This is a genomic window from Pelagimonas phthalicica (assembly GCF_004364805.1).
In the GTDB taxonomy this organism is placed as follows: Bacteria; Pseudomonadota; Alphaproteobacteria; order Rhodobacterales; family Rhodobacteraceae; genus Pelagimonas; species Pelagimonas phthalicica.
In genome coordinates this window covers 480,351-501,902 of sequence record NZ_SOAP01000002.1, presented here as the reverse complement: position 1 = coordinate 501,902, position 21,552 = coordinate 480,351, and the positions used below count along the sequence as shown (strand labels likewise).

Sequence of the window (21,552 nt, the reverse complement as noted above, 5' to 3'; positions counted from 1 at the left end):
GATCAGAAATTCGGAGAAACTCATGCGCTCCTTCCTGATCCTGAACGGTCCCAATCTGAACCTGCTTGGCACGCGACAGCCGGAAATCTACGGCCACACCACCTTGCCCGATGTCGAAGCCATGTGCGCGGCCCATGCGGACAAGATTGGCGTAATGGTCTGCTGTGTTCAATCGAACCACGAGGGTGCCCTTGTTGATGAAATCCACAAGGCGCGCGGCACGCATGATGGCATCGTTCTGAATGCGGGTGCCTACACGCATACCTCGATTGCTTTGCTGGACGCGATCAAAGGCTGCGACGCCAAGATTATTGAGCTGCATTTGTCCAATATTCACGCCCGTGAAAGCTTTCGACACAAATCTTATATCTCACCTGTCGCCATAGGTCTGATATGTGGGTTTGGAGCGCATGGTTATATTCTGGCCATGGATGCGCTTAACAACCATTTGGAGACCGGATCGTGAAAGCCAATTTGCGCACATACCTGACCGAACTGACCAATGTCGACAATGTCGAAGCTCTTTGGTCTTTGCATTGTGACAAGATGGCAGAGTTCGGCTTTGACCGGCTCATTTACGGGTTTACCCAATTCATGACGCCGACCTCCTTTGGCGATCCAAATGACTTTGTGGTTCTCAGCAACCACACTGCGGAATACCGCAAGGGCTTTGTCGAAGATGGCTTGTACCGCGATGCGCCCATGGTGCGTTGGGCGCTTGAAAACGAAGGTCATGCCAGCTGGCGTGTGATGGCCGAGCGGATCTCGCATGGTCAGATTGACGAGAAGGTGCAAAAGGTCATTGCCTTCAACCTCACCCACAAGGTGAATGCCGGCTACACCGTCAGCTTCAAATCGGTTTCCAGCCGCGCCAAAGGGGCTATTTCGCTTTGTGCGGCGGCCGATATCAACCAGGATCAGATTGACGAAATGTGGGCCGATCATGGTGGCGATATTGTTCTGATGAACAACCTTGTTCATCTGAAAATCATGACCTTGCCCATTCCGCTGCAAAACCAGAACCTGACCCCGCGCCAACGCGAGGCGCTGGAATGGGTGGGAGATGGCAAGACCATGCAGGATATTGCCCAGATCATGGGGCTAACCCAGGCGACGATTGAAAAACATCTGCGCCTTGCCCGCGAAACACTGAATGTGGAAACCACAGCCCAAGCGGTCGCCAAGGCGGCGTTCCACAATCAGATGTATGTGATTCACGCCTAAATTCAGCGCCTTACCCGCGTTTTGGTCCTAAAGTGACGTAAGGTCTGGAAATCCAGACTTACGGATTTCGGCCATTCTTGCGAGTTTGGCTTTGTTCCGTGAGTGGTGGCCGATTTAGGCCATGGAACACCAAGGGAATGGTACCCCGTCGATTATCGGGCTCTGCTTTTCTTCGGCTTTTGCCGAGTGGGTTGGGGATGTGTTTTCAAGCATCTTCCAGCTTGCAAACCGTCGGGGCCTCAACCTTCATCCCCAATGTCTCTGGTTGGGGTCCCGGCGCGCCCGCCCTGCCCTTTTGCCTGTGATCAGACGAGCCGCAGCATGAATGTATCTTCGTCAATCATCAACCAAACCGATTTCGCCGTTTCCTGACCGGACAAGCGTAGCAAGGCGCGCGGATATGCTTTTGGGTCCAGACCGTCCAAATCGGTGATCTCATCCAGTGGCTTAAACCGGTTAAAGGTGTAAAAGCCTTCCTCGGCACGTCGAACTATATCCTCGCATAGCTGAACATCCCGATCGTCGCGGTGATAGCTTCCTGGGCCATCCTCCGCTTTTCGGCGAATGCCGTGTTCATGAGGTTGCCCCGGCCCGCCCAGATGTCTTGGGCCATCACATCGCATAAAGAAAGTCGCCGCGGTGGCCAAATCACAATCTGGCTGCGCAACAATCCATTCCACCCACTGGCGGGGGCCAAAATGCTCTTTGTCACAAAAATGCGCCGCGTATTCGTGCCAGAATGCCGGATCGCGGTTCTGCTCCAACCAGGTGATGTCGATTTGATCACGCGAAACGGTATATCCGTATGGATCTGGGAGAGTGCGACGCAAGTGACCAAATTTCGCCTCCGCACCTGCGCTTGCCGCCAAGATAAAGGCGATGCAATGAAAGGGTTACGCTGCCTCTGCCTGCCAAAGCTGTTTTGCAAGATCGACTGAGCGAATTTGGTCCTTCTGAAAGAAACCGGGTTTCAAGGCCTGGTCAATGACTTCGGTGACATCCGAACGCCAACAGGTGCGAAACCGCAAGAACTCTTCCAAGAGAAAAAAGGCATTGCCGCTGATCGCCTCGTCCAAGGTGCCACCCCCATAGAACCGCCAGCAAATCGTCAAAGCCCGCTGTTCATAAAGCGACAGCGAGTCCCATGTCGGAGGTGCCGAGAAATCAGCCAGTGTGTCACCGCGCTCCATAGCGCGATGCAACACGAGCCCAAGAGGAAGCCACAGCTTGCCCCGGGTTTTACGTGAGTTCAGAACGCGACCTTTGAGGAGTTCAGCCCGCCCAATGTTATAGGCTTTGCGTCCATCGTCGAGCGCACCCAACCCTTCGACCGGGCGGCGCGCGCCCCAAAAACGCAAAATGGCGCGGGAGAGTATCCCGCGCCATCCACTTGATCCAGAAGAGGACAAGGGCTTAGCCTTGAACCGCTTTCGCAACCTCTGCTGCGAAATCTTCTTCTTTCTTTTCGATGCCTTCGCCAACCTGCATACGGACAAAGCCAACGATCTCGGCACCCGCGTCTTTGGCTGCCTGCTCAACGGTTTTGTCAGTGTCCATGACGAACTGCTGGCCCAGCAGAGTCACTTCGGCTAGGAATTTCTTCATGCGGCCAACGATCATTTTCTCGATCACGGCGTCTGGCTTGCCGGATTCCTTGGCGATGTCGATTTGAACCTGACGCTCTTTTTCAACAACGGCCGGGTCCAGGTCTGCTTCGCCCAGCGACTGCGGGTTGGCTGCTGCGATGTGCATGGCAATTTGCTTGCCGAATGCTTCGTCGCCGCCTTTCAGCGCAACCAGAACACCGATCTGGCCCATGCCAGCGGTGGCTGCGTTGTGCACATAGGCTGCAACAACGTCACCTTCAACGGACGCCATGCGGCGCACGGACATGTTTTCGCCGATGGTGGCGATCTTGTCGGTGATGGTGTCTGCAACGGATTTGCCACCGAGGAGGTCAGCAGCTGTCAGAGCTTCTACGTCAGCAACGCCCAGAGCGGCCTTGGCGATACCGCCAACCATTTCCTGGAACTCAGCGTTTTTGGCAACGAAGTCGGTTTCCGAGTTCACCTCAACAGCGACACCTTTGCCGCCATCAACGGAAACGGCCACCAGACCTTCGGCTGCGGTACGGCCAGATTTCTTCGCCGCTTTGGCGAGGCCCTTGGTGCGCAGCCAGTCGACAGCAGCTTCCATGTCGCCATCAGTTTCAACCAACGCTTTTTTGGCATCCATCATGCCAGCGGCAGTCATTTCACGCAGTTCTTTTACGAGTGCAGCAGTGATCGCCATGATTTGGCTCTCCTCATCTGTCTTAAATGCTGTTCGGGTGGCCTGAAGTCATTCAGTCCGGCCACCCGCCTATGTCACATTCGGATGTCGCTTTTGCGACAGCTCCGATCAAGCCTCTGCAGGGGCTTCTTCTGCCAGAACTTCTTCTGCTGGTGCCTCTTCCAGAGCACCCAGATCGATGCCGGCGGCTTCCATCTGACCGGTCATACCGTCCAGAGCAGCGCGCGACGCCAGATCGCAGTACAAAGAGATCGCACGAGATGCGTCGTCATTGCCTGGGATGATGTAGTCAACGCCATCTGGAGAGCAGTTGGTGTCGACAACAGCCACAACCGGGATGCCCAGCTTGTTGGCTTCGGCAACGGCCAGAGCTTCTTTTTTCACGTCGATGACGAAGAGCATGTCAGGCACGCCACCCATCTCGCGGATACCGCCCAGAGAGGCCTGCAGCTTCGCCTGGTCGCGTTCCATGTTCAGGCGCTCTTTCTTGGTCAGACCTTCGGCACCGGTTTCCATCTGCTCATCGATCGCACGCAGGCGGTTGATGGACTGGGAAACGGTCTGCCAGTTGGTCAGTGTGCCGCCGAGCCAGCGGTGGTTCATGTAGTACTGGGCGCATTTTTCAGCGGCTTCAGCAACCGGGCCAGCGGCCTGACGCTTGGTGCCAACGAACAATACGCGGCCACCTTTGGCAACACAGTCACGGATCGCGTTCAGAGCCTGATCCAGCATAGGAACGGTCTGGGTCAGGTCCATGATGTGGATGCCGTTGCGCGAGCCGTAGATGAACTCGCCCATACGAGGGTTCCAGCGCTGGGTTTGGTGGCCAAAGTGAACGCCAGCTTCGAGCAGCTGACGCATGGTGAACTCAGGAAGAGCCATGCTTCTTATCCTTTCCGGTTTCATATCCTCGAGCGGGGGATCAGCCAAATGGCCAACCGGTGGACGTATGGGGATGTCTCCCCCAAATGCCCGCCCCCGCCTGTGGGGTTCGTGCGCGTGCCATACAATGAGGAAAAAAGGAACACAAGCGTTATTTCTTCAAATATGCAGTTTCGCCTGACCGGCACCATTGGGGCGCTGCCCCGCCCCGAGCAAGCTCGGGACTCCCCGGGATATTTTTAGCCCAAAGAAACCTGGGGCGCGGTGCTAAGGCTTCTTTGGGCCAAAAGTATCCTAGGGTCAGGACCCATTAATTTAACGCCACTGGTTTGGTTGGTCTTGGTCCTGACAAGGCACGTCTCCGCAGGAATACTGGTTGTATTTCAAGGTGATGTAACGCAGCTCAGGGGCAAGACCAACCAAATCTTGGAGACGCAGGTAGCGCTGCAAAGCAGCGGCTTTGACCGCTTGAAATTGACCCCGCCAGTTCCTGCGCGTCCAAAACCACTGCTTTTTTGCTCTTCCTGCGCCAGTGACGTCAAATGAATGGGTCCTGACCCTAGGGTGAATGGAGCCCTTGGGCTCTAGAGGGGCAATGCCCCTTAAAATCCGTTCACGGATTTTTCTTCTTCAGCCCAAAGCATAGCCGGCCCCTCGCACAGTGCGCAGAGGGTCACCGCCGCCATGCTGGCACAAAGCTTTGCGCAGGCGGCCGATATGAACGTCAACGGTGCGTGTATCCACATATATGTCGCGGCCCCAAACCCGGTCGAGCAGCTGGTCGCGTGACCACACTCGGCCCGGCTTTTCCATAAAGGTCGAGAGCAGGCGAAACTCGGTGGGGCCCAGTTTCAGGGTCTGACCGCTGCGGGTTACGCGGTGCGTTTCGGGATCCAGCGAGATATCCTCGTAATCCAGTTGCACACCCACCGCTGCCGGACGGGTCCGGCGCAGTTGGGCGCGCACCCGTGCCATCAATTCGACCACCGAATAGGGTTTGACCACATAGTCATCCGCGCCGGTTTCCAGACCCCGGACGCGGTCCACCTCTTCGGAACGCGCCGACAGCATGATGATCGGCACATTGCGCGTGTCGGGCCGGGTTTTGATCTGGCGGCAGACCTCGATGCCCGACACATTGGGCATCATCCAGTCCAGCACGATGATATCCGGGCTTTCTTCGGAGACCATGACCAGAGCTTCTTCGCCATTTTCGGCTCGAACGACGCGAAACCCTTCGGCCTCCAGGTTATAGCTGAGGATTTCGCGCTGTGCCGCTTCATCCTCAACCACAAGCACTGTCGGTTGATCAGAAGACATGGGTTAGCTCCCGTTGCTCGCGCTGTGCTGACCAAGCTCAGCAGCAGTTTCGTCGCCCTTTTGGCGGGCATCTTCTGGCTTCTGGCCTGTCGCCAGGAACACGACCTGTTCCGCGATCGACGTCACATGATCACCCATGCGCTCGATATTCTTGGCGATGAAGTGTAGATGCATACATGCGGTAATATTGCTTGGATCTTCCAGCATGAAGGTCAGGAATTCGCGGAACAGAGCATTGTGCATCTTGTCCACGTCTTCGTCGCGCGCGATGACATCCAGGGCAAGCGCATCGTCGCGCTGGATATAGGCATCCAGGGCGTCCTTGAGCATCAGCTCAACTTCACGCGCCATGCGACGCAGCGAGGTGGGCGTGTCGCCAACCTGTGGCATCTGGACCAGAACATCCGTGCGCTTGGCGATGTTTTTCGCCAGATCACCGATGCGTTCCAGGTTGGACGACATCCGCATCACCGACAGGACAACGCGCAGGTCAGAGGCTGTAGGCGCGCGCAAGGCGATCACACGGGCGGCCTCGTCGTTCAGCGTTTCTTCCAAGGCGTCGATCAGTTTGTCGCCATTGCGAACACGCTCCGCCTTTTCGATGTCGCGGGTTTCCAACGACGTGGCGGCCTCCATGATGGCGGCTTCGACCAGACCACCCATTTTCATGATCTGGGCCTGAATGCCTTCCAGGTCGCGATCAAAGGCGCTGACAATGTGATTGTTAAGCTCGGTCATCAACCAATCCGTCCTGTGATATAGCTTTCAGTGCGTGGGTCTTCGGGGTTTGTGAAAATCTTGCCGGTCTCGCCGAATTCAACGAGATTGCCCAGGTGGAAGAAGGCGGTCTTTTGGCTGACGCGCGCGGCCTGCTGCATCGAGTGTGTCACGATCACAACCGAATAGTCCTGACGCAGTTCGTCGATCAGCTCTTCGACCTGTGCGGTCGCAATCGGGTCAAGCGCCGAGCAAGGTTCGTCCATCAGCAGCACTTCGGGCTCGGTGGCAACGGCGCGGGCAATGCACAGGCGCTGTTGCTGACCACCAGACAATCCTGTGCCGGGGGCGTGCAAGCGATCCTTGACCTCATCCCAGATGGCACCGCGGCGCAGGGATTTTTCGACGATCACGTCCAGGTCAGCCTTGGAATTGGCCAGCCCGTGGATACGCGGACCATAGGCGATATTGTCATAGATCGATTTGGGGAACGGGTTGGGCTTTTGAAACACCATCCCGACCTTGGCGCGCAATTGAACAGGATCGACACGCTTGTCATAGATGTCTTCTTCGTCGAGCAGGATCTGGCCTTCGACGCGGCAGATATCAATCGTGTCATTCATGCGGTTCAGACAGCGCAGAAAGGTGGACTTGCCGCAGCCCGACGGACCGATAAAGGCCGTAACACATTTGGCTTCAATCTCGATGCTGACGTCTTTGATGGCATGGGTGTCGCCATAATAGACCTGTACATCATTGGCGCTGATTTTAATGTCGTCCACGTTCGTCTCCGCGCGATGTGTGTGTACGTCGTACATGATTGTCGTCTCCCTTTTACCACCGGCGCTCAAAGCGGCGGCGCAGGATGATTGCGATGATGTTCATGGTCAGCAGGAACACCAGCAAGATGATGATGCCACCCCAGGCGCGTTCGTAATATGCCGGGTCGGCACGTTTGGCCCATTCATAGATCTGCGCCGGCATGGCCGAGTTTGGATCCATAAAGCCCGATGCGATGCCTTCGGGATAGTTGGTGGCAATATAACCCACCATACCGATCAGCAGAAGCGGCGCGGTTTCACCCAAGGCCTGAGCCAGACCAATGATGGTCCCGGTCAGGATGCCCGGCATGGCCAGGGGCAGCACGTGGTGGAACACCGCCTGCATCTTGGAGGCACCAATGCCCAAGGCCGCGTCACGGATGCTGGGTGGAACCGATTTCAACGAGGCGCGGGTCGAGATGATGATGGTTGGCAGGGTCATCAGTGTCAGAACCAGACCACCGACCAGCGGGGCTGATTGCGGCAGATGGGCGAATTGGATGAACACCGCCAGGCCAAGGATACCAAACACGATAGAGGGCACCGCCGCCAGATTAGAGATGTTCACTTCGATCAGGTCAGTGAATCGGTTCTGAGGGGCGAATTCCTCAAGATAGATCGAGGCAGCCACACCAATGGGCAACGCCAGGGCGAGCACCACAAGGGTCATAAAGAACGAGCCTAGGATCGACACGCCCATGCCCGCCTGCTCGGCCCGGCTTTCAGAGGCATCGGCACCGGTAATAAAGGACCAGTTGAACTCTTTCTTGATGATACCCAAGTCCGTGAAGCTGTCGACCAGATCCAGATGCACCGGCTTGATGTTCTTGTCACGGGCCACGCTTTCACGGGTCACACGACCTTTGAGGTAGCCATCGACGCGGGACGATGTGAGCACGCGGAATTCGACCTTGTCACCAATGCGATCCGGGTTGGCGATGACGAAATCTCGTACCTGCGCAGCAGCAGAGGCCGAGATCAGCGCCTTCATATCCTTGCGCTTGGCCAGAGGTGTTTCGATCCCATTGGCCTCGATCTGGTCAAACAACCCCTGCTGCACCAGTGGCGTATAGCCAAAGGTCGACACCTTTTTGATATCGGCAATGTCGCGCTGGCCTTTCTTGTCCAGTTTGGCCGGATCAAGATAGACCTCAACCGTCAGGAAGGTTTGCTGAAACGCCCCTACCCCGTTGGACAGGATCGCCCCCAGCAAGACCACCAGAAAGAACACGCCAGCGGCAACGGCAGAAATGCCATACATGCGAAAGCGGGCTTCGGCAGCGTTGCGGCGTTTGGTGCGGGCGTCCAGCGCAAGAAGAGAGCTCTTGCCACCGGATGCCGGGCTGTGAATGCTTGCATCGGTCATTAGTCGTACTGCTCCCGATATTTGCGCACGATGTAGAGGGCGAAGACATTCAACCCCAGCGTAATGATGAAGAGGGTCATGCCCAGGGCAAAGGCAACCAGCGCCTCGGGCGAGGCAAAGTCCGCATCACCGGTCAGCTGAGACACGATCTTGGCGGTCACAGTGGTCATGGCCTCGAACGGGTTCAGGCTCAGACGGGCCGCGGCCCCTGCCCCAAGAACCACGATCATGGTTTCCCCAATGGCGCGCGAGGCCGCCAGAAGGATTGCACCGACGATGCCGGGCAAGGCCGCGGGTAGAACAACCTGTTTGATGGTCTCGGATTTGGTGGCCCCCAACCCGTAAGAGCCATCACGCATGGCCTGCGGCACGGCGTTGATAATGTCATCTGACAGCGAGCTGACAAATGGGATCAGCATGATGCCCATAACCAGACCGGCGGTCATCACGGCGGTCCCGGCTTGCATCCAGCCCAGCCCGTCATCGCCAAAGACACCGATCAGCAGCGGACCAACTGTCAGGAGCGCGAAGAGACCGTAAACAATGGTCGGGATACCGGCCAGAACCTCAAGCATCGGCTTGGCAATGGCGCGTGTCTTGGGCCCGGCATATTCCGACAAAAAGATCGCGGCGAAGAGCCCGATTGGCACGGCAACTGCCAAGGCAATCAGAGAGATATAGAGCGTGCCCCAAAGCAGTGGGATGATGCCCAGCTTGGAGAGCGGGTTGCCATCCGCGTCGATGCCACCGCCAAAGGACGGCAACCAGGTCGGATTGAAAAAGAACTGAGACGCAGGATAGAGGCGGAAAAACTCGACCGTGTTAAAGATCAGCGACAATACGATGCCAATCGTGGTCAGGATCGCAATGGAGGCAGCTGCAACCAGCAACCAGCGGATCGACCGTTCAACAACGTTGCGGGCGCGAAAGTCAGCCTTGGCCCCGGCCAAGCCCCAGAACACCCCGGCCACAGCAATCGCAATCACCGCGATGGACATATAGAGGTTGCTGGACTTGACCATGGCGCGGTGCGCTTGCGCGGCTTTCAGGATTGGCTGTGTGATCGTGTTCGTCACAACCTGCCCCGCATCCTTGAGCCGCTGGGTCACATCGGACAAATCAGCGCGCGCATTGCGCGCCTCTTCATCGGTCATGAAACCGCCGGCTACGGCGTTTTCCAACCCTTCGGAGGCGCGGCGCACTTCGGCCATCAGCAGACTCGCGCTAGAGCCTTCGCGGATCTCGCTTTCGGGGATCATGCCCGAAACGCGCCCTTCGATGACAAAGGGCTGCGCAAGCAGCCAGACGATCATCAGGAAGAACGCCGGAACCATCACTTTGATGGAAACGTTCGAGCCATAATAAGATGGTAGTGAGTGCAGATGGCGACTGTCGCCCCCCGCACTAGCCAAGGCACGTTGGCGGCCAATGATATAGCCGACCGCCGCTAACCCCAGCACGATCAAAATGAGCCAGAAAACAGGCATCAAGCCCCCCGCGGGTTGTATTTGGAAAAGGTCCTAAAAGGGGTAAGGGGCGGCGAAATATACCGCCCCTAGGAAGAATGGCTTACATGCCTTCTGCCATTGTGGTGCCTGCGGCAACCGCGGCCTGAGTTGCTTCCAGCTCAGGGTCGGAAACCAGACCGTACTCGGCCAGAGGGCCGTCACCACCGGCGATCTCGTCGGAGATGAAGAAGTCAGCATATTCCTGCAGACCTGGGATCACGCCGATGTGGGCTTTCTTCACATAGAAGAACAGCGGGCGGGATACAGGGTATTCACCGGTCGCGATGGATTCGGTGGAAGGCGCAACGCCACCCATGGTCGCAACTTTCAGCTTGTCGGTGTTGTTTTCGTAGAACGCCAGGCCGAATACACCGATGCCATTCGGGTTCGCGTCAACGCGTGCCAGGGTCTCGGTGTAGTCGCCGTCGATGTCAACGGAAACGCCATCGGTGCGCACTTCGTAGCAGGCTTTGCCAGCGGCTTTCTTGTCGCCACCGTTTGCCGCCATGTACAGGTCAAATGCGCCTGCAGCTTTACAGCCCGCAACCATAACTTTTTCTTCGAACACTTCACGGGTGCCGTGCTTGGTGCCTGGGATGAAGGCTGCGATGTCAGCCGCTGGCAGGTCAGCGTTGAAATCTGCCCACTGCTTGTTGGTGTTCTCAACCAGTGCGCCGTCAACAACAACTTTGGCTGCCAGTGCGTTGAAGATGTCGACAGGCTGGAAGGCGGTGTAGGCTGGGCCGTCGATTTGCGAGGCAAATACGATGCCGTCATAACCGATGCGAACTTCGATGATGTCGGTGACACCAGCTTCGGCACAGGCTTTGATTTCTTTGTCTTTGATTTTGCGCGATGCGTTTGCAACGTCGATGGTGTTTTCGCCAACACCTTCGCAGAAACGCTTCAGGCCTGCAGAGGAACCACCGGATTCAACAACAGGTGTCGGGAAGTCAAAGTTTTCGCCAAACGCTTCGGCAACGATGGAAGCATAAGGCAGAACGGTCGAGGAACCGGCAACCTGCACGTTGTCACGGGCAAAAGCGGCGGAAGCAGAAACGGCGGCGATTGCCAGCACGGAGGCGGTCAGTTTCACGGTCATGGTGAACTCCTGAAAGTTACGGATTGGATCATCCCTGTGATGATCTCCGGGGCCGGAAATATTAACGTCACGCAATGCTTTTGTGACAGCTATGTAACAGTTTTATGAAACAGCTAGACAGCGATGGCGGGCATTGAGCTATTGCATTGAAATTGCACCATAAAATAAAGCGACCAATTCCAAAAATCAGCGCAAATTACATGCCGAAGGGCGCACTGGTGCCCCTCTGCCCTGACAAATGTAACAGATTTCCGTCACAAAGGAATCAGACGGGAAGAAACGGCCCCTAGGTCACCGGCAGAATGACCGTGAAACAGGTGCCCTTGCCCTTTTCACTGTCGACTTCCAAACGCCCGCGATGGCGATTGACGATATGTTTGACAATCGCAAGGCCCAGCCCCGTGCCCCCCATCTCACGCGAGCGGTGGCTATCTACCCGGTAAAAGCGTTCCGTCAGGCGCGGGATGTGGTGTGGTTCGATCCCCTGCCCCGTGTCGCACACGACCAAACGAATGGCCTGCGCACGCAGGCGCGGCTCATAGCTTGGTCCGGTCAAGGACAGCGTGACCGTTGATCCGCTGCCGGAATACTTGATCCCATTTTCGGTGAGATTGGTCATGACCTGACGCACCTGATCCCGATCCCCAACCATCGAGACTTCGTTGTCGGGCAAATCGGTTTCGATTGTCACGCCTGCCTCTTCGGCCAGCGGGGTCAAGCTATGCGCGGTTGTTCGGATAATGTCATTGGGTGACATGATTTCCGTGGGCCGCACACGTTCCTGCGATTCCACCCGGGACAGGGACAAAAGATCGCCGACCAAGCGGTTCATCCGCTTGGATTCATCTTCCATGATATCGAGAAACCGCAACCGCGCGGCGTCATCATTGCGCGCGGGTCCTTTCAGGGTTTCGATGAAACCGATCAAGGCTGTCAGCGGCGTGCGCAACTCGTGGCTGACATTGGCCACAAAGTCCCGCCGCATCTGCCCGGCCTGTTCAAAGGCCGTGACATCTTCAAAGCAGACCAGAACAACATGCTCGCCACTGTTCTCAATCGCGCGGACCGAGACCTTGTAGGTCGTGTCCTGCTGGCCATCATTTGTCAGATATTCGCTGCGACGCGGCTTTGCATCATGCAAGGACCCTTCGATGGCTTCGATCAGCATGGGCTGCCGCAAGGCGGTGATAAAATGCCGCCCCTCAATCCCCGCGCCAAGCAATGTCAGCGCGGGTTCATTCGCCGCCTCAATCCGCTCATTGCGCCGGATCAGCAGAGCTGGCCAGGGAATGGCATTGACGAATTGCGCGGCGGAACATTGCATGGGCTTACTCCGAAACCTCTTGGGCGGCCTTGAGGCCCTTGGTGAAGGCGGCGATCATCGCATCCGGATCTTCGAGGCCGACGGAGACGCGAAAGAACCCTTCGGAGATGCCATTGGCTAGGCGATCTGCCTCGGGTACATTGCGGTGCGAGGAGGAATTGGGATGTGAAATAGTGGTGCCAACATCGCCAAGCGTCGGAGCAAAGGCCAATTCGCTTGCCGCCTCGGTAAAGGCATTGGCCTGCGCCCGCCCGCCCTCGATCTCAAAGCTGACCATATTCGCCCCGCGCCCTTGCAACAGGCTTTGCGCCCGGGCCGCTTCGGGATGGTCCTGCCGCGTCGGATAGACCACCCGTTTGACATTGGGCATCTCCGCAAAGGCATCCGCCAGGCGCTGCGCCGTTTGCTGCGCGCGCTGATACCGCAAGTCAAAGGTCGCCAAGCCGCGCTCGGCCAGCCAGCATTCAAACGGGCTGGCGGTCAATCCATGGGTCACAGCATAGATGGTCATACGCTCCATCAAAGCCGGGTCTTTGGCACAGACCCAGCCCAGGGTCACATCCGCATGCCCGGCCAACAGCTTGGTCACCGAATGCAAAACGATATCGGCACCATGTTCGACAGGCTTTAGCGCCGCCGGCGTGGTAAAGGTGTTATCCACCACCAGTAGAACACCCTTTTCTTTGCAAACCTCGGCGATCCCATCGAGATCGGCAATGCGGATGGTTGGGTTCGACACGATCTCGACCAGGACCAGTTTGGTATTCGGTTTGATCGCCTCTGCCACGGCCTGGGCATTGGTTGTATCGGCCAATGAGGTCTCGATGCCGTAACGCGGCAGATCTTCGGACATCAGCCGCAAGGATCGACCATAAAGCTGGTTGCCGCCAACAACGTGATCTCCGTTTTCACAGAGCCCCATCAAGGCCGCGCTAACCGCCGCCATACCAGACCCGGTGATAATACCGCCCTGCATGCCCTCCATCATGGCAATACGCTGGGCAAGAATATCGGCGTTGGGGTGCCCTTCGCGTGCATAGGTGTAGCCATGCGCCTCGCCGGCATATTGCGAATCCAGCTCGTCAGGCGTTTTGGACGCATAAACAACCGACGGCATGATCGGCGAAACAACTGGGGCAGACAGGCTGTCTTTGAATACGACGGGACGTTGCAGGGTGGGTTTCATACCGTGACCTTCTCTTTGGGCCGCAAACGGCCTTAAATCCAAAATGTAACAGACTGATGTCTGGCGCTCAGGACATGTTCAATTCAAACGAAAATGATCGAACCGAACACGCGATAGATCAAAGAGCCTTGAGCTCTTTGGCGAACAGGGCTGCGTTTTGCTGGTAATGCAGGGCCGACCACTTGTTTTTCTCAATGGCGGCCTCGTCCAATTGACGCACCACCTTTCCGGGCATCCCCATGACAAGGCTTCCATCGGGAATTTCCTTTCCCTCGGTCACCAAGGCCCCGGCGCCGATCAGGCAGTTCTTGCCAATCTTGGCCCCGTTCAAAATGGTGGCCCCCATGCCGATCAGAGTGTTTTCGCCAATCGTGCAGCCATGCAACATGACCTTGTGACCAATGGTGCAGCCCGCGCCAATGGTCAGAGGAAAGCCAAGATCGGTGTGACAGACGACATTCTCTTGAATGTTGCTGCCTGCCCCGACGCGCATTTCCTCATTATCGCCGCGCAGGGTGCAGCCGAACCAGACGCTGGCTTTGTCCTCAAGCACAACGCGCCCGATGACATTGGCATCCGGGGCAACCCAGGCCGTTTCGGCAATCTCGGGCGACACGCCCGCAAGAGAGTAAAGCGTCATGACAGATCCTCGAATTCAGTTTGCAGCGCGCGCACATGTTCCACCAGGCTGGGCTGTTGAAGGCGGCGCAGGCGCGTGGCGGTCACGATGGTTTGCAAATCGGCAAAAGTCCGGTCCAAATCATCATTGACCAGCACGTAATCATAGCTGCCCCAATGGCTGATCTCATCCCAGCTTTTTTGCATACGCTTTGAAATGACATCGTCGCTGTCCTGCCCCCGCCCGATCAGACGACGCCGCAACTCGGCGATGGAGGGCGGCAGGATGAAAACCGACAAAGTGTGTTGCCCAAGCGAGGAATTCACAATCTGCTGCGCGCCCTGCCAGTCGATGTCAAAGAGCACATCGCGCCCCTGATTGATTGCCGATTGAACCGGTGCCTTGGGTGAGCCGTAGAAATTGCCGAACACGTGGGCATGTTCCAACATGCCATCCTCGGCCACTTGTCGTTTGAACGTCTCTTCGCTGAGGAAATGATAATGCTCTCCATCCACCTCACCCGGACGCGCAGAGCGCGTGGTGGCGGATACCGAAAAGCTCAACGAGGGATCCCATTCCAGCAAACGGCGCGACAGGGTGGATTTGCCCGCCCCCGATGGGCTGGACAGGATAATAAGAAGACCCCGACGGTCGGGGGTTTGGCTGCTCATGTCTTACTCCACATTCTGAACCTGTTCGCGCATTTGATCGATCAGGGTTTTGAGCGACAGCCCGACCCGCGTCAATTCCGCATCACCGGATTTCGAACACAGCGTGTTGGCCTCGCGATTGAACTCCTGCATGAGAAAGTCGAACTTGCGGCCAATGCTGCCCTTGGTCTCAAGCAATTCGCGCGCCGCCGAGATATGGGCGCGCAAGCGGTCAATCTCTTCGGTAACGTCTGCCTTGACCGCCAAAACCGCCAATTCCTGCGCAAGACGGGTTTCATCGACGCCCTCGGCGTTTTCCAGCACGCGGGCCAGTTGGGTTCTTAACCTTTCGGCCTGTTGAGGGGCCCGCTGATTGGCCAAATCCTCGGATTCTGTAACCAAAGACTCGATCTCAGCCAATTGGCGCGTCAAGATTTCGCCCAATTTGCCACCCTCCGACACCCGCATTTCGATGAAATCGGACAGGGCCGCGTCGAAATCTGACAGAATTGTGGCACGCAACGCATTTTGGTCAATTTCGCCCGCATCACTGGTCAAAACACCCCGCAAAGCGACGATTTCAGCTGAAGTTGAGGGGGCCAATGACAGGCCTTGATTCATCGCCTCGGTCTCGATCTCGGACATGGCGGTCAGAACCGCCTGCATCTGGGTCTGATCCAGACGCAAACCACCCTCTTCTCCACCGGCGGTCAGACGCAAAGAAACCTGTATATTTCCACGACTTAGCTTGGCCGTAATGCGTTTGCGAACCTCTTGTTCCAACCCGTCAATCCAGTCGGGTAAACGCAGGCGCAAATCCAGCCCTTTGCCATTGACGCCGCGCATCTCAAGACCCCAGTCAAACCCATGTCCCGAGCCCTGTTTGCTGGCAAATCCCGTCATTGACTGTCGCATGCTGGAGCCTTCCATCTGTGTTTGAAATGGCCTATCGGCTCCTCGCCTTCATGGCAAGTCTCTGAAGGTTGTGTTAACCTTGCATCTACAATTGGGGCGATTTTAAGACAAAGCTCTGCTAGTAATAATTCAGTAACGAAGATTACGCAGGCTTGGTGGACGGGGGCCCTCCAACGCCGCGCCAGACTTAGGAGCGGAAACATGTTGGGCAATGGTGGAAACGGTCGGGATGTCGTGCAGATGTCTGAACGTAATAAAAATCGGATATTGGCACCTCTGCGCAGTGTAGAGGCCTATTGGCATGGCTTGTGCCAGGAAAATCAGGTGCCCTTACGAAGCCAGATTGACCCGCGCGGCATGGAAAATGCGCTGGAATATGCCTTCTTGATGGAGCGTATCGCCCCGTCTATGGCCAAGATCCGGGTTGCTGGGTCACATCTTTCTGACCTGATGGGTATGCAGATCGCAGGCATGCCCCTGTCCAGCCTGATCGCGCCCTCAGATCGGGATCGTTTTGGCGAGGCCGTGTCGAAACTCTTTGGCGAACCGTCAATTATCAAGATCGAGCTCAAGGCCGAGGGTGGTTTTGGCAAGCCTGATCTCGAAGGTCACATGCTGCTTTTGCCGCTGCGTTCCGATTTTGGTGATCTGAGCCGCGCTTTGGGTGTCTTTGTCAGCAATGGCAAGATCGGCCGCACCCCGCGCCGCTTTACCATCACCAATATCGAGGTAAAGCAGGCCGTACCGTCGGGCATCAAAGATCGGCGCCCGGTCAAGGTGACCGAGCCAGAGCCCAAGCCACGCGCCTTTGAAGAGCCCGCCACCCCGTTTCGTGGCAAGCTTAGCACCAAGTCTGACCAGACCGCCTCGCGCGATATCGCGAAGACAGTGCGCGACAAATCTGAAAAGCCCAGCATCAAACGCGGGCATTTGCGTCTGGTCGTCTCGAACGACGACTAACCGACGAAAGGCCAGACTGACAGGAAGACGACAAGGCCGACCAACAGGCCATCCAAGACACCCGCAGCCAGCGCTGTGGGTGTTTTTCGTTTCAAGGCCTTTCAACGCGCATAACAAAAAAAACGCCCCGCAAAAACTGCGGGGCGTCTCTTTTACATGTGGCTAACTTAGCTTGCCGCAGCAACGGCGCGTTTGGTCAAGACACCAATCAAATGCGCACGATAAGCACCCGAGCCATGCAGATCGCTGATCATGCCATCAGCAGAGACAGACAAACCGTTCAACGCCTCGGCACTGAAATTGCTGCTCAGCGCTGCCTCAGCCTCGCTCCAACGGAACACACCCTCTTCGGAGGCACCTGTCACAGCAACCCGCACACCATCCGCATATTTGGCAACAAAGACGCCAACCAAGGCAAAGCGCGATGCAGGCTGTTCGAACTTCTGGTAATTCGCCGCCTCCGGGATCGGGAAGCTGACCGAGGTGATGATCTCGCCCTCATCCAAAGCCGTTTCAAACATGCCCTGGAAATAGTCATCCGCTGCAATCGAACGGGTGTTGGTCGAGATGGTCGCACCCGAGCCCAATGCTGCCGCGGGATAGCAGGCAGATGGGTCGTTATTTGCCAGAGAGCCGCCAATCGTGCCGCGATTGCGCACCGCAGGGTCACCGATATTGCCCGCCAAAGCCGCCAGCGCCCCATAGGCCCCGGCCTCGTTTGCGACAGTGCCATGCGTGGTGCCGCCACCAATCACAACCGCCCCGCCATCAGCGGACACGCCCTTGATCTCTGCGATACCGCTCAGGCTCACCAGAACCGACGGCGCTGCCAGTCGCTGTTTGAGCGTCGGGATCAGCGTTTGACCACCACCCAGCGCCTGCGCCTCATCCTGCCCCAGAGCCGCCACGGCATCGGCGACCGTTTCCGGGTTTTCTACATCAAAAGAATACATTCTTTCCTCCTTCGACCCATGCCACCTTCAGGTTTCTTTGGGCCAAAAATATCCTCGGGGGTCTGGGGGCCGACAGCCCCCAGCGCTCTCCTCTTAGCCTTGCATGGCCTCCCAAACGCGCGATGGCGATACGGGCATATCGATGTGCTCCACATTATGGCCACCCGATTGCAGCGCATCAATCACCGCGTTCACAATGGTCGGAGGCGAGCCGATCGCACCGGCCTCACCGCAGCCCTTCACCCCAAGAGGGTTATGGGTACAAGGGGTCTGGCAGGAATGGTCGACCGTATAGTTTTCCATATGCGGCAGATCATCAGCACGTGGCATGGCGTAATCCATATAGGAGGCGCTCAGCAACTGACCGTTTTCGTCATAAGCACAGTTTTCCAACAATGCCTGACCGATCCCTTGCGCGATCCCTCCATGAACCTGACCTTCTACGATCATCGGGTTGACCACATTGCCGAAATCATCCGCCGAGACGAATTTTTCAACAGTGACCTTGCCGGTATCCGGATCAACCTCGACCTCACAGGCATAGGCACCTGCCGGATAGGTAAAGTTGGCCGGATCATAAAACGCCGTCTCTTCCAAACCAGGCTCAATATCCTCAAGCGGATAGTTATGTGGCACATAGGCCGCCAGGGTCACATCGCCCCAAGCCACCGATTTGTCGGTGCCCGCGATGGAGAATTGACCATCCTTCAGCTCGATATCGCCCTCGGACGCCTCAAGCAGGTGGGCCGCGATTTTCTTGGCCTTGTTGATGATCTTTTCGGTTGCGCGCACCATGGCCGAGCCACAGACCGCCAAGGACCGCGAGCCATAGGTGCCCATGCCAAACGGGATCTTGGAGGTGTCACCATGCACGATGTCAACCATGCTCTCATCAATGCCCAGCATCTCGGCAACGACCTGTGGGAAAACGGTTTCGTGGCCCTGACCGTGGCTATGCGCCCCAACCATGACCGAGATTGAACCGGTGGCGTTCACACGCACCGTTGCCGCATCATAAAGACCGGCACGAGCGCCCAACTGACCAACCAGGTTGGACGGAGCGATCCCGCAGGCCTCGATAAAGCAGTTCACGCCAAAGCCACGCAGCTTGCCATTGGCCTCAGAGGCCGCACGACGGGCTGCAAAACCGGGCAGATCCATCAGCTCTTCCATTTTGGCCATGGTCGCCTCGTAATCGCCGGTGTCATATTCGACGGCAACAGGCGTGGCATAGGGGAATTGTGTGATAAAGTTCTGACGGCGCAAGGCGATTGGATCGACACCCACCTCGCGGGCAGCTTTGTCAATCACACGCTCAAGCTGATAGGTCGCCTCAGGGCGCCCTGCCCCGCGATAAGCGTCAACCGGAACAGTGTTGGTGAACACGGCTTTGACGTTCACGGTAACATTTGGCGTCTTATAGTTGCCCGCCATCAGCGTGCCATGCAGCCAGGTTGGAACCGATGAGGCAAAGGTCGACAGATAGGCACCCATATTGGCGTAAGTATCTGTACGCAAACCGATAAAGTTATTATCGGCATCCAGCGCCAACTCGATCTTGGACACGTGATCGCGTCCATGTGCATCCGACATGAAGGCTTCGGACCGGGTCGAGGTCCATTTCACCGGACGGTTACAGGCCTTGGCCGCAAAGGTGCAAAAGGCTTCCTCGGCATAATGGAAGATCTTGGTGCCAAAACCGCCACCCACATCAGGCGCAATAACGGTCAGCTTGTGCTCTGGAATGCCCAGAACAAAGGCCCCCATGAGCAGCCGGATCACATGCGGGTTTTGCGAGGTTGTGTAGAGCTTGGATTCGTCATTGGCGCGGGAATAATCGCCCACAGCCACACGAGGCTCCATCGGGTTGGCAACCAGACGGTTGTTGATCAGCTCCAACGTGGTGACATGCGCCGCATTGGCAAACACCGCGTCAGTTTCATCCGCCGGGCTTCCGAATTGCCAGTCATAGCAAAGGTTGTCATCCAGATCGTCATGAACCTTGGTCGCGCCACCTTCGAGCGCGGCCTTCATGTCGACCACGGCTGGCAGTTCTTCGATATCCAGCTCAATCGCCTCGGCGGCATTGCGCGCCTCTTCGAGGCTGTCGGCGACAACGGCGGCAATCGGATCACCAACATGGCGCGCTTTGCCCTGTGCGAGAACCGGGTGGGCCGGCTCTTTCATGGGCTCGCCATGTTTGTCGGTCACCTGCCAGCCGCAAGGAATGCCGCCAACGCCTTCGAAGTCGGCTCCGGTGAAAATGCGCACAACACCCGGCATGGCCGCCGCAGCAGCCGTATCGATATTGTTGATCTTACCATGAGCCACGTCCGAGCGCAGGAAATGCACATAGGCCTGCCCCTGAACGTTGATGTCATCTGTATAATTACCGGCGCCGGTCAGAAAGCGGACGTCTTCGCGTCGCTTCGGGCTTGCGCCAATGCCATGATCCTTCGGCATGGTCCTGTTCCTCCCTTGGGTCGATGGCGTTATTTGGGCCATCGTTTTCGGAAAATTCCTTGGCGGGCCTCCCCGCCGCGTCTCAAATCAGATTATTCGGCTGCGATACTGGTCACGTCTTGACCGCTGGCTGCCATGATCGCCTTGACGATATTGTGGTAACCGGTGCAGCGGCAGATATTGCCTTCGAGGTAATCGCGGATCTCGGCCTCGGTCGGCTTTGGATTGTCCTTGAGCAGCGCCGCTGCGGACATCACCATGCCTGGCGTGCAGAACCCACATTGCAAACCGTGATGATCCTGAAAGGCCTGCTGGATGACACCCAAAGACCCATCCGGGTTTTCCATGCCCTCGATGGTCTTGACCTCAGAGCCGTTGGCCTCGGCTGCGAACATGGTGCAACTTTTGACCGCTTCGCCATTCACATGAACGACACAAGCCCCGCATTGCGAGGTGTCACAGCCCACATGGGTTCCGGTCAGGCGCAGCTCTTCGCGCAAGAACTCGGACATGAGCGTATTGCCCTTGACCGATTTGGTGACGGATTTCCCGTTCACCACCATGGTCACTTCTGTCATTTCTCTCCTCCCTTGAAATTCTTCATTCTTGGTACTGTTGCTTGGTACTTAGATGGGGATTGGTTCACGGATCAGCTGACGATCCGCTTGAACCACCCTTTCTTTTCACCACTGTCTTCGCCGTCGGTTTCGCCTTCTTCAGACGGGCCTTCGATGGCGGTCTTGAAGTTCGTAAAGAACTGGTCGGCCATTTTCTTGGCAAAACCGTCAACGATGCGACTGCCAAGCTGCGCCAGCTTGCCGCCAACCTTGGCCTCGACCGTGTATTCGAGCAATGTGCCACCGTTTTCCGTGGCGCTCAGGCTGACATCCGCACCACCCTTGGCAAACCCGGCAGCGCCGCCCTTGCCCTCGCCAGACAGGTGCAAACTGTTGGGGGCGTTCATGTCGGACAAGGAAACATGCCCCTTGAAGGTTGCTTTGACCGGGCCAACTTTCTGTACAACGGTCGCGTCAAAACCGTCCTCCGCATTGCCTGCCATTTCGGTGCAGCCGGGCACGCATTGCTTCAAAATCTCAGCGTCCAGGATCGCGGCCCAAACCTGTTCCACAGGGGCGTTGATCTCTTGGGAATCATTCATATGCATGGATAGTCCTCTTCGTTGGCTACGAGACTAGGCGCAGGCGCTGACGGGTCCAATAGGACTAAGGGTGTAGGACGTTTTGATAGAC

General features: G+C 57.0%; 22 protein-coding genes. 3 read left to right on the top strand and 19 right to left on the bottom strand.

Annotation, left to right across the window (positions count from 1 at the left end):
• The first annotated feature begins 22 nt into the window (after window positions 1-22).
• Window positions 23-466, top strand: a complete 444-nt coding sequence (gene aroQ / locus CLV87_RS12495; protein ID WP_099245766.1) for a type II 3-dehydroquinate dehydratase — start codon at window positions 23-25, stop codon at window positions 464-466.
• Window positions 460-1,224: a helix-turn-helix transcriptional regulator gene (locus tag CLV87_RS12490; RefSeq protein ID WP_370739647.1), complete on the top strand. Its 765-nt coding sequence runs from the start codon at window positions 460-462 to the stop codon at window positions 1,222-1,224. Before aroQ ends, CLV87_RS12490 begins: the two co-directional genes overlap by 7 nt.
• A gap of 305 nt (window positions 1,225-1,529) precedes the next feature.
• Here the strand turns inward: CLV87_RS12490 and CLV87_RS12485 are convergent, their stop codons facing one another.
• The 15 genes from CLV87_RS12485 to CLV87_RS12415 form a co-directional block, all read right to left on the bottom strand.
• A complete protein-coding gene (locus CLV87_RS12485; RefSeq protein WP_133840777.1) occupies window positions 1,530-2,054 on the bottom strand; it encodes a hypothetical protein in 525 nt (174 codons plus the stop codon).
• Window positions 2,055-2,117: 63 nt separating this feature from the next.
• The gene (locus CLV87_RS12480; protein WP_133840776.1) at window positions 2,118-2,633 is read right to left on the bottom strand and encodes a hypothetical protein; all 516 of its coding nucleotides are present in this window, start codon (window positions 2,631-2,633) and stop codon (window positions 2,118-2,120) included.
• 4 nt (window positions 2,634-2,637) lie between these two features.
• Entirely contained in the window at window positions 2,638-3,516 is an 879-nt protein-coding gene (gene tsf / locus CLV87_RS12475; protein WP_099245758.1) for a translation elongation factor Ts, read from the bottom strand.
• A 108-nt stretch (window positions 3,517-3,624) separates the two neighbouring features.
• Window positions 3,625-4,398: a 30S ribosomal protein S2 gene (gene rpsB / locus CLV87_RS12470; protein WP_099245756.1), complete on the bottom strand. Its 774-nt coding sequence runs from the start codon at window positions 4,396-4,398 to the stop codon at window positions 3,625-3,627.
• Window positions 4,399-5,028: 630 nt separating this feature from the next.
• On the bottom strand, window positions 5,029-5,718 hold the full coding sequence (gene phoB, locus CLV87_RS12465; RefSeq protein ID WP_099245754.1) for a phosphate regulon transcriptional regulator PhoB: 690 nt from the start codon (window positions 5,716-5,718) through the stop codon (window positions 5,029-5,031).
• Window positions 5,719-5,721: 3 nt separating this feature from the next.
• Window positions 5,722-6,456, bottom strand: coding sequence for a phosphate signaling complex protein PhoU (gene phoU, locus CLV87_RS12460; protein WP_099245752.1), 735 nt, complete (start codon window positions 6,454-6,456; stop codon window positions 5,722-5,724).
• Window positions 6,456-7,253, bottom strand: a complete 798-nt coding sequence (gene pstB / locus CLV87_RS12455; protein WP_099245750.1) for a phosphate ABC transporter ATP-binding protein PstB — start codon at window positions 7,251-7,253, stop codon at window positions 6,456-6,458. Before pstB ends, phoU begins: the two co-directional genes overlap by 1 nt.
• A 16-nt stretch (window positions 7,254-7,269) precedes the next feature.
• On the bottom strand, window positions 7,270-8,622 hold the full coding sequence (gene pstA, locus CLV87_RS12450) for a phosphate ABC transporter permease PstA (protein ID WP_099245749.1): 1,353 nt from the start codon (window positions 8,620-8,622) through the stop codon (window positions 7,270-7,272).
• Entirely contained in the window at window positions 8,622-10,109 is a 1,488-nt protein-coding gene (gene pstC / locus CLV87_RS12445) for a phosphate ABC transporter permease subunit PstC (RefSeq protein ID WP_099245748.1), read from the bottom strand. The genes pstA and pstC overlap by 1 nt, the downstream gene beginning before the upstream one ends.
• An 82-nt stretch (window positions 10,110-10,191) precedes the next feature.
• Window positions 10,192-11,232 (bottom strand): substrate-binding domain-containing protein, encoded by a 1,041-nt coding sequence (locus CLV87_RS12440; RefSeq protein WP_099245747.1) that lies wholly within the window; start codon window positions 11,230-11,232, stop codon window positions 10,192-10,194.
• 286 nt (window positions 11,233-11,518) lie between these two features.
• Window positions 11,519-12,556, bottom strand: a complete 1,038-nt coding sequence (locus tag CLV87_RS12435; RefSeq protein ID WP_099245746.1) for a sensor histidine kinase — start codon at window positions 12,554-12,556, stop codon at window positions 11,519-11,521.
• Between the two features lie 4 nt (window positions 12,557-12,560).
• A complete protein-coding gene (locus CLV87_RS12430) occupies window positions 12,561-13,742 on the bottom strand; it encodes a trans-sulfuration enzyme family protein (RefSeq protein ID WP_099245745.1) in 1,182 nt (393 codons plus the stop codon).
• A 118-nt stretch (window positions 13,743-13,860) separates the two neighbouring features.
• Window positions 13,861-14,382 carry a gamma carbonic anhydrase family protein gene (locus CLV87_RS12425; protein WP_099245744.1) on the bottom strand — a complete coding sequence of 174 codons (522 nt, stop codon included), beginning with the start codon at window positions 14,380-14,382 and terminating at the stop codon, window positions 13,861-13,863.
• Complete coding sequence (gmk, locus tag CLV87_RS12420; protein ID WP_099245743.1) at window positions 14,379-15,032, bottom strand: guanylate kinase; 654 nt, start codon at window positions 15,030-15,032, stop codon at window positions 14,379-14,381. The genes CLV87_RS12425 and gmk overlap by 4 nt, the downstream gene beginning before the upstream one ends.
• 3 nt (window positions 15,033-15,035) lie before the next feature.
• Window positions 15,036-15,926: a YicC/YloC family endoribonuclease gene (locus CLV87_RS12415; RefSeq protein ID WP_099247738.1), complete on the bottom strand. Its 891-nt coding sequence runs from the start codon at window positions 15,924-15,926 to the stop codon at window positions 15,036-15,038.
• 240 nt (window positions 15,927-16,166) lie between these two features.
• Here CLV87_RS12415 and CLV87_RS12410 point away from each other — a divergent pair, with 240 nt between their 5' ends.
• Window positions 16,167-16,886: a PAS domain-containing protein gene (locus tag CLV87_RS12410; protein ID WP_235871918.1), complete on the top strand. Its 720-nt coding sequence runs from the start codon at window positions 16,167-16,169 to the stop codon at window positions 16,884-16,886.
• Between the two features lie 167 nt (window positions 16,887-17,053).
• Here CLV87_RS12410 and CLV87_RS12405 read toward each other — a convergent pair whose 3' ends face one another.
• The 4 genes from CLV87_RS12405 to CLV87_RS12390 all read right to left on the bottom strand — a co-directional run bounded on the left by CLV87_RS12405 (window position 17,054) and on the right by CLV87_RS12390 (window position 21,467).
• A complete protein-coding gene (locus tag CLV87_RS12405) occupies window positions 17,054-17,839 on the bottom strand; it encodes an FAD binding domain-containing protein (RefSeq protein WP_099245741.1) in 786 nt (261 codons plus the stop codon).
• Between the two features lie 93 nt (window positions 17,840-17,932).
• Window positions 17,933-20,302: a xanthine dehydrogenase family protein molybdopterin-binding subunit gene (locus CLV87_RS12400; protein ID WP_099245740.1), complete on the bottom strand. Its 2,370-nt coding sequence runs from the start codon at window positions 20,300-20,302 to the stop codon at window positions 17,933-17,935.
• Window positions 20,303-20,394: 92 nt separating this feature from the next.
• Window positions 20,395-20,880, bottom strand: a complete 486-nt coding sequence (locus tag CLV87_RS12395) for a (2Fe-2S)-binding protein (RefSeq protein WP_099245739.1) — start codon at window positions 20,878-20,880, stop codon at window positions 20,395-20,397.
• Window positions 20,881-20,951: 71 nt separating this feature from the next.
• Window positions 20,952-21,467 carry a CoxG family protein gene (locus CLV87_RS12390; protein ID WP_099245738.1) on the bottom strand — a complete coding sequence of 172 codons (516 nt, stop codon included), beginning with the start codon at window positions 21,465-21,467 and terminating at the stop codon, window positions 20,952-20,954.
• Window positions 21,468-21,552: the final 85 nt, after the last annotated feature.

Coding starts and splice junctions, on each gene's coding strand:
- CLV87_RS12415 (WP_099247738.1), bottom strand. CDS start 15,926: ATGCGACAGTCAATGACGGGATTTGCCAGCAAACAGGGCTCGGGACAT.
- tsf (WP_099245758.1), bottom strand. CDS start 3,516: ATGGCGATCACTGCTGCACTCGTAAAAGAACTGCGTGAAATGACTGCC.
- CLV87_RS12410 (WP_235871918.1), top strand. CDS start 16,167: ATGTCTGAACGTAATAAAAATCGGATATTGGCACCTCTGCGCAGTGTA.
- CLV87_RS12390 (WP_099245738.1), bottom strand. CDS start 21,467: ATGCATATGAATGATTCCCAAGAGATCAACGCCCCTGTGGAACAGGTT.
- CLV87_RS12435 (WP_099245746.1), bottom strand. CDS start 12,556: ATGCAATGTTCCGCCGCGCAATTCGTCAATGCCATTCCCTGGCCAGCT.
- CLV87_RS12405 (WP_099245741.1), bottom strand. CDS start 17,839: ATGTATTCTTTTGATGTAGAAAACCCGGAAACGGTCGCCGATGCCGTG.
- gmk (WP_099245743.1), bottom strand. CDS start 15,032: ATGAGCAGCCAAACCCCCGACCGTCGGGGTCTTCTTATTATCCTGTCC.
- CLV87_RS12440 (WP_099245747.1), bottom strand. CDS start 11,232: ATGACCGTGAAACTGACCGCCTCCGTGCTGGCAATCGCCGCCGTTTCT.
- phoU (WP_099245752.1), bottom strand. CDS start 6,456: ATGACCGAGCTTAACAATCACATTGTCAGCGCCTTTGATCGCGACCTG.
- rpsB (WP_099245756.1), bottom strand. CDS start 4,398: ATGGCTCTTCCTGAGTTCACCATGCGTCAGCTGCTCGAAGCTGGCGTT.
- pstA (WP_099245749.1), bottom strand. CDS start 8,622: ATGACCGATGCAAGCATTCACAGCCCGGCATCCGGTGGCAAGAGCTCT.
- aroQ (WP_099245766.1), top strand. CDS start 23: ATGCGCTCCTTCCTGATCCTGAACGGTCCCAATCTGAACCTGCTTGGC.
- phoB (WP_099245754.1), bottom strand. CDS start 5,718: ATGTCTTCTGATCAACCGACAGTGCTTGTGGTTGAGGATGAAGCGGCA.
- CLV87_RS12400 (WP_099245740.1), bottom strand. CDS start 20,302: ATGCCGAAGGATCATGGCATTGGCGCAAGCCCGAAGCGACGCGAAGAC.
- CLV87_RS12430 (WP_099245745.1), bottom strand. CDS start 13,742: ATGAAACCCACCCTGCAACGTCCCGTCGTATTCAAAGACAGCCTGTCT.
- pstB (WP_099245750.1), bottom strand. CDS start 7,253: ATGTACGACGTACACACACATCGCGCGGAGACGAACGTGGACGACATT.
- pstC (WP_099245748.1), bottom strand. CDS start 10,109: ATGCCTGTTTTCTGGCTCATTTTGATCGTGCTGGGGTTAGCGGCGGTC.
- CLV87_RS12395 (WP_099245739.1), bottom strand. CDS start 20,880: ATGACAGAAGTGACCATGGTGGTGAACGGGAAATCCGTCACCAAATCG.
- CLV87_RS12425 (WP_099245744.1), bottom strand. CDS start 14,382: ATGACGCTTTACTCTCTTGCGGGCGTGTCGCCCGAGATTGCCGAAACG.